We start from the raw sequence: 6,951 nt of genomic DNA on the forward strand, positions 1-6,951 counted from the left end.
AAAGAGTAAAGACTCTAAATTTGAACTTGGGGTAAAAAAAAGCTGTTGATTTTAAATAATTAGAATAAATACTTTAATAATTTTTAGATAAACTATTGTTATTAAATATATAAAATAAATATCCATTAAATTATTGATATAAAATCAATTGTTTGAAAAATAAGCAACTTGTATAAAATTCTAAATGTATTGTGTGAAATGGGTCACATGCAAAAATAAAAAAAGCCCCATATAGGAGCTTTTAGTTTTTTAATTCTTAGAAGCGATAGCCAATTTTCATGCCATAACCAAGCGCAGTATTGTCTTTGAATTCGCCAACAACTGTACCGCCAGTTTGCGCTTTCGCATCTCCTAACCAGAAGTATTTCACACCAGCTTGAATGAAATAGTTCTCAGCAGGGCTGTATTGACCGCCTAAACCAACACTCCAGTAGCCTTCAGTTGGGCCAAGTGTTGTTACAGGGTTACCTGCACCAGAGTCATAACCCACAGCTGCAGTACCCGCCCATTTATCATTGAACTTACGAGAAATACCTGTAGTGATTGAGTACTGATCGTCAGAATAATCAATTAAATTGTTGCCGCCTGAACGTTGGAATAATGCTTGTGGTGTTACTGCAAATTGATCCCAATGAACCCAACGAAGGTTAGCAAAAGCTAAAGTGTTTGCAGCAATACCAGTTTGTAAATCTACGTTTACAGATTGCGGTGTAATTGCATCAACACGAGCGTCAGCTAAACCGATCGTAGTACCTGTAGGTAGAGTAACACCAGGAGCAACAGTCATAGGAGATGAAAGCGTATAAGTTTCTTCACCAGTTGCTTTGTGCTTGATTTCTGAACGATACGTTACAGAAGCTTTTAAAGCAATTTCTGGAATAGAGTAGGCGAAACCTGCTAACCAACCATATGCTTCTTCTTCAGCAATCTTGATGTTATAACCAGAAAGGCCTTGGTAAGCTAAACCACGGAGTTTGATATCTGCTTCAACAGTTTGCCATACTGGACCTGCATAGAAGTTCCAGTTCTCTGTTGGTTGGTAACCAATTAACGCTGTTAGGTTTTGTGTATCAACTTCAACACTTGTACCCGTGCCGTTTGAACTGAAGAAAAGTGAATTGCTGTCGTATGCTGCATCTGCACCATACGGTTGATCATAGATCAAACCTAAAGAAATTTTATCAGTCGCTTGTACTTTAATTGCTGCTGAAGGGAAGTAGTAGTCTTCACCCATGTCATCAACTTTATTTTTCAGTAAATCTTGACCTTCTACTTTTGGGTCTAAAATAGAAATGCCAGCTTCTGCGTAGTTACCAGGTTGTAAGAATGCTGAAATAGACTGACCTGAACGATCTAGACCCGCTGCAAATAATGATGCTGTTGGTAAAGCGGTAAGTAAAATTGCGTAGCTAAGGTGATTTAAGCGCATACTTTTCCCTGTTTGTAACTTTTGATGTTATTTCAATGTGTGGAAAGTAACATAAATAGAAAAACAGTAAATAAGAGTTGCTACTCTAAAAATGAACTGTATAAGTTAAAAAATAAGCAATGCTAGAGTAATTATTCTAGAAGGTGTTATTTATGTTTATGATTTATAAATAAAAAAATAGAGTATTTAACTTAATGTTTATCTTTGAACTTAAGAAATTCAAATGCTCAATCTATGAACATTTGAATTAAATTATTTTTACAATAGTAGATTGGATATATTTCCAATCTACTAATACCGAGAATTAGAAGCGGTAACCGATTTTTAAACCGTATGCCCATGCATCGTTATCTTCAAATGATGCAATTGAGTTGTTAGTGCCAAACATTGACGCAGGTTGTGCATCAGCATCACCTAGCATTAAGTATTTCACACCACCAGCAATGAAGTAGTTCGGTGCAGGGCTAAATTGTAAACCTAAACCGACGTTCCAATAACCTTCAGTTGGGCCAAGGGTAGAAACTGGGTTGCCTGCACCTGTGTCGTAACCTACAGAGACATTACCAGCCCATTTTTCACTTAACTTACGACCAACACCTACAGTTGCTGAAATTTGATCATCAGTATAAGACACTAAATCAAAACCATTCGGGTTATCTGGTGTTTGACCTACTGCGCCTAAAGTGCGGCCAATTTGATCAAATTTTTCTGGGCGGATGCTAAAATCTTTCCAATTTACCCAACGCACATTTGCAAATGCAACTGTATCCGCCATGATACCTGTTTGGAAATCAAGGTTTACGGATTGAGGTGTAGTAATGTTTGTTGTTGTATTTTCATCGAAAATGGCGTTTGCTGGATTGCTTGTAACTAACGCCATTATGTTACTTTGGCCAAATTCACGAGTTGATGCTTCATGTTCAATTTCAGAACGGTATGTAACCGATGCTTTTAAAGCAATTTCAGGAATTTGATAAGCAAAACCAGCTAACCAACCTACAGCTGAATCTTCCTTCATTGTTGCATTATATTTACCCAAACCATTTGCTGAACCATAAGCTGCACCACGAAGTTGCACATCACCTTTCACAGTTTGATAAACTGCACCACCATAAATATTGATACTTTCAACAGGCTGATAGCCAACAACGAAAGAAAGGTTTTGAGTAGTTACTTCAACTTCAGTATTTTCACCATTTAAATGAAATAAGCCCGTTCCAGCAGCTACTAATGGGTCATTTGCTGAATATGCTGCGTCAGCTCCAAAAGGTTGGTCATAAAGCAAACCGAATGAGAAGTTTTTTGTAGGTTGAACTTTAATTGCTGCTGTTGGGAAATAATAATCACCCGCCATATCGGATAGATTCCCACCACCATATGCAGCTTTAGCTTTACCTTCTACTGTTGGATCTAAAACCGAAATACCTGCTTCAAAATAGTTCCCTGGTTGTAAAAATGCAGACATAGATTGTCCTGAACGATCTAGTGCAGCTGCAAAAGCCCCTGTCATTGGAACTGAAGCAAGAATCATGGCTGTAGTTAAAGTTTTTAATTTCATTCTTCGTCATTCCTTGAGATACGAATTTGATTTTTATGGTTACTGCAAATATTCGTTATGGAAAACTTTTTAATACTCTTGGGCTTAATTGTTACTCCATGTGACAAAAATAGCACAATTAAAATAAGAGTAAATGCTCTAGATTAAAAAATATGATTGAAAAACGAACTATTTAGAGTAAATGTACTAATTAATACATATAACATTTTGATTATTATTTAATATTTTTAGTTACTGCATTATTTTCTAAACCTAAAAATAATTGAAAATATTTTGATATGGGCAGTCATAAATTGATTTTTTGGCCTTATAGACCACACCATGTGTCATTTTTTTGCATTGACAAATAGATGGTTAGGGAATTTAAAAGTGCTATTCAATTCTTCTTAAAAACAAACTCTCAAGAGTAAAATCAGTAAAAACAAAGATTAAGTTAAAGAAATCAGAGATGAATTTTGAATTTGAAATGTAAAAATTGGATTTAAGAATTCTGAATTTAGTTTTATTGATAAATGTGAGTTGAAAAAAATCAGAGAGGTGAGGTGTCCAAAAAATTGTGCGCTCTGCGGGACTCGAACCCACGTCGGTCGCTTAGGAGGCAACTGCTCTATCCAGTTAAGCTAAGAGCGCAAGACGGAGGCTAATGTACTCCTATTTTAGCTAAAAAAAAAGTTATTGTCGAAACAATAACTTTTTAAATTACTTAGTCTTTATGAACTTCATTGGGGTCAATGTCGCTCAAATCTTTAGGATTAAGATAGTTAAACATTAATAACATGACTGTAATCCAAACAGGGATCATTAGAACTGATTCCATAAAGCCCTGAGTCCACATAATAAATAGAACTAAAGCAATAAAGATCAGAACGATGTAGTTGCTGACTGGTGCCCAAAGTGCAGGATATGAGGTTTTAAAATTCAAAATACGTTTTGCACGACGGAACTGTAAGTGAGTCATGGTAATCATCGCCCAGTTCAGGACAAGGGCACCAACAACCACATACATTAAGTGACCAAGTGCATCTTCGGGTACGAAGTAGTTTAAGAGTACACAGCCGAAAATCAGTACTGCAGAAAGTAATACTGCTGGAATTGGTACGCCACTTTTGTTGGTTTTTGCGAAAACTTTTGGGGCATTACCTTGTTTTGCCAAGCTGTAAAGCATACGGCTATTGGCATACATACCGCTGTTATAAACAGACAGTGCTGCAGTTAGGATAATGAAGTTCAGTAAATGTGCAGCCCAATCAATTCCTAATTGGCTAAAGATCATCACAAATGGACTTTTGTCTAGACCACCAAGTTCAAGCTGATTCCAAGGCACAAGTGACAATAGAATAGTCAAAGAACCCACGTAGAAAATCAAAATACGAAATACAACTTGGTTAATCGCTTTAGGAATAGTTTCTTTTGGATTTTCAGCTTCCGCTGCCGCCATACCAATCAGTTCAATACCGCCGAAGGCGAACATCAAGAAAGCCAGCATGAAGAATAAACCTTCAAAACCATTTGGGAAGAAGCCGCCCTGACTCCATAAGTTGGTAAATGATGCTGTTGAATTGGCATCTGCAGTCAGTAGCAAATACAAACCAAATACGATCATCGAAATAACCGCAGTGACTTTAATAATCGACAGCCAAAACTCAGATTCACCATAAAACTTCACATTACCTAAGTTTACTAAAGTAATGATCACGAAGAAGAACAGTACAGATGCCCACGCTGGAATATGAGGCCACCAGTAGTTGATGTATTTCGCAACAGCGGTGAGTTCTGTCATTGCCACTAAAATATAGAGAATCCAGTAGTTCCAACCTGTTAAGAAACCTGGAAATTTCCCCCAATATTTATATGCAAAATGGCTAAATGAACCCGCTACAGGTTCATGGACGATCATTTCACCCAACTGACGCATAATTAGAAAGGCGATCAGACCGCCAATGGCGTAGCCGAGAATAATGGATGGTCCAGCAGATTGAATCACATGCGCTGAGCCCAAGAATAAGCCTGTACCAATTGCACCACCCATGGCAATCAATTGAATATGACGATTCTTTAAGCCACGCTTGAGTTCGGAGGAATTGGTAGTCAAGTTACTCTTCCCGAGAATGGTTTAATTTTGGTAATTGTAATGTATAGAGAATGAATAGCCTAGTAGCTCAAAATTTATGAAAAATATTTATATATTTAATAACCTATTTTTCGTTTTAAATGCTGAATTAAAAATTTATGAATCAATAGATTAATTTTATTTTAATTGAAATTCTTATACTTGGCTTTATATGGAAAAGGTATCGAATGTTGTTTTTTTATACTTAAGTCATGTGATTGTTAAAACTTCAATTAAACATTGTATGATGCAAAAGCGCAGAAAAGAACGCTCTGCCAAAACACAATGATAAAGATTAAGGATTCAATAAAAATGAGTTTTGCTCCCCAAATTAAGATTCCCGCGACTTATATGCGTGGTGGTACTAGTAAAGGTGTATTTTTCAAGCTAGATGATTTGCCGCTTGCAGCACAACAAGCTGGAAAAGTTCGCGACCAACTTTTATTACGTGTGATTGGCAGTCCAGATCCTTATGGTAAACAAATTGATGGGATGGGTGGAGCAACATCAAGTACCAGTAAAACCGTTATTTTGGCAAAAAGTTCACAGCCTGAGCATGATGTCGACTACCTATTTGGACAAGTGTCGATTGATAAAGCATTTGTAGACTGGAGCGGTAACTGCGGAAACTTAACGGCAGCGGTTGGTGCATTTGCCATTTCAAATGGTCTGGTTGAGGCATCACGTATTCCTGAAAATGGTTTGTGTACGGTTCGTATTTGGCAAGCCAATATTCAAAAAACCATTATTGCGCATGTACCTATTACTGATGGTGCAGTACAAGAAACAGGTGATTTTGAACTAGATGGTGTAACCTTCCCAGCAGCCGAAGTTCAAATTGAATTTTTAGACCCCGCAGATGATGGTGAAGATGGCGGCGCTATGTTCCCTACAGGGAATTTGGTCGATACCTTAACCGTACCCGATGAAGGCAGTTTCCCTGCAACATTTATTAATGCAGGCATTCCAACCATTTTCTTAAATGCAGAAGATATTGGTTATGTCGGCACTGAACTGCAAGATGCGATCAATGGTGATGCCAAGGCATTGGCCCGTTTTGAAAAAATCCGTGCTTATGGTGCGCAGCAAATGGGTTTGATTTCAGATATTGCTGAAGCAGAACAGCGTCAACATACCCCAAAGATTGCATTTGTTTCAAAGCCGAAAGCCTATACATCTTCGAGTTCTAAACATATTTCAGAACAAGATACGGACTTATTGGTTCGTGCCTTATCAATGGGGAAACTGCATCATGCCATGATGGGCACAGCGGCAGTTGCCATTGGTACAGCTGCGGCGATACCGGGGACGCTTGTGAACTTAGCCGCGGGTGGTGGGGAGCGAGAAGCTGTGCGTTTTGGACATCCATCTGGGACGCTACGTGTAGGTGCGCAAGCAATTTATGAAAATGGTCAGTGGGTCGTTAAAAAAGCCGTGATGAGCCGAAGTGCGCGTGTCTTAATGGAAGGCTGGGTGCGTATTCCTGCGGATAGTTTAGATTAAGTATTTAACATCTCATTTGAAATCAGCCTCTGCTTTGCAGGGGCTTTTTTTTTGCCTTTATCTTTTATATGAATAAGCAAATCATGAATTGGTATATATTTTTATATAATATGAACTGCATTTAATATTAGAAAGTTTCTGTGATTTATGTCAGATTAATTTTGTTAGCATTTTGCGTAGCTTTACCCTGAAAAAAGTAGCGAAACCATGCTTAAAAAAGACTTCTCTGTACACGACAAAAATAGATAACTCATTGAAATAATGTCACAATAATTGTTTTCTAACGACGAATACTATGACACATCTCAATGAGTTATATCTTATCTTAAACAAATCTCTAAAATGGAACAA

Annotated in this window: 4 protein-coding genes and 1 tRNA gene; 1 reads left to right on the forward strand and 4 read right to left on the reverse strand. The window is 37.5% G+C overall.

All coding sequences use genetic code 11. The features are described 5' to 3' along the window. Nucleotides 1-256: 256 nt before the first annotated feature. The 4 genes from FTU13_RS15315 to FTU13_RS15330 form a co-directional block, all read right to left on the reverse strand. Nucleotides 257-1,429 carry an OmpP1/FadL family transporter gene (locus FTU13_RS15315; RefSeq protein ID WP_180126676.1) on the reverse strand — a complete coding sequence of 391 codons (1,173 nt, stop codon included), beginning with the start codon at nt 1,427-1,429 and terminating at the stop codon, nt 257-259. 304 nt (nt 1,430-1,733) lie between these two features. Further along, nucleotides 1,734-2,987 (reverse strand): OmpP1/FadL family transporter, encoded by a 1,254-nt coding sequence (locus FTU13_RS15320; protein WP_180035515.1) that lies wholly within the window; start codon nt 2,985-2,987, stop codon nt 1,734-1,736. 557 nt (nt 2,988-3,544) lie between these two features. After that, a tRNA-Arg gene (locus tag FTU13_RS15325) sits at nt 3,545-3,617 on the reverse strand. A gap of 73 nt (nt 3,618-3,690) precedes the next feature. After that, nucleotides 3,691-5,079, reverse strand: coding sequence for an amino acid permease (locus FTU13_RS15330; protein ID WP_111885597.1), 1,389 nt, complete (start codon nt 5,077-5,079; stop codon nt 3,691-3,693). A 330-nt stretch (nt 5,080-5,409) separates the two neighbouring features. Between FTU13_RS15330 and prpF the strand changes: the two genes are divergently transcribed. Beyond that, complete coding sequence (gene prpF, locus FTU13_RS15335; protein WP_180035516.1) at nt 5,410-6,600, forward strand: 2-methylaconitate cis-trans isomerase PrpF; 1,191 nt, start codon at nt 5,410-5,412, stop codon at nt 6,598-6,600. Nucleotides 6,601-6,951 lie beyond the last annotated feature (351 nt).

Source organism: Acinetobacter sp. YH12064 (assembly GCF_013419735.1).
GTDB classification, from domain to species: domain Bacteria; phylum Pseudomonadota; class Gammaproteobacteria; order Pseudomonadales; family Moraxellaceae; genus Acinetobacter; species Acinetobacter amyesii.